1 protein-coding gene is annotated in these 316 nt (G+C 68.0%); it reads left to right on the top strand.

Translation table 11 applies throughout. The annotated features are described in order from the left end of the window. Positions 1-316, top strand: a 316-nt coding sequence (locus EN786_RS36845) for an ROK family protein (protein ID WP_135910150.1), incomplete at both ends; no start/stop codon positions are given.

Genomic DNA, 316 nt, shown 5'->3' with positions numbered 1-316 from the left:
CGGCACGCCTCACGGGCGGCCGTGGCATCGGTATCTGCATGGCGCTTCCGGGACCGTTCGGCGTTGAGCCCATGAGCTTCGTCGGCCCCACCACCATGGCCGGGTGGCAGGACGTTCCGCTGCGCGAGCGGCTGACGGCGGCCACCGGCCTGCCGGCCTTCTTCGAAAACGACATGGCCGCCGCCGCGATGGGCGAGCGCCTCTATGGACTCGGCACAAAACATTCCGAATATTATTATCTCTATTTCGGCGTCGGACTTGGCGGCGCCATGCTGCACGACGGCGCCGTACTGCGGGGCGCCTGGGGCAACGCCGG

This window comes from Mesorhizobium sp. M4B.F.Ca.ET.143.01.1.1, assembly GCF_004792275.1.
Taxonomy (GTDB): Bacteria; Pseudomonadota; Alphaproteobacteria; order Rhizobiales; family Rhizobiaceae; genus Mesorhizobium; species Mesorhizobium abyssinicae.
Note: the sequence above shows the minus strand (reverse complement) of the source record. Positions and strands in the feature narration are given on the sequence as shown.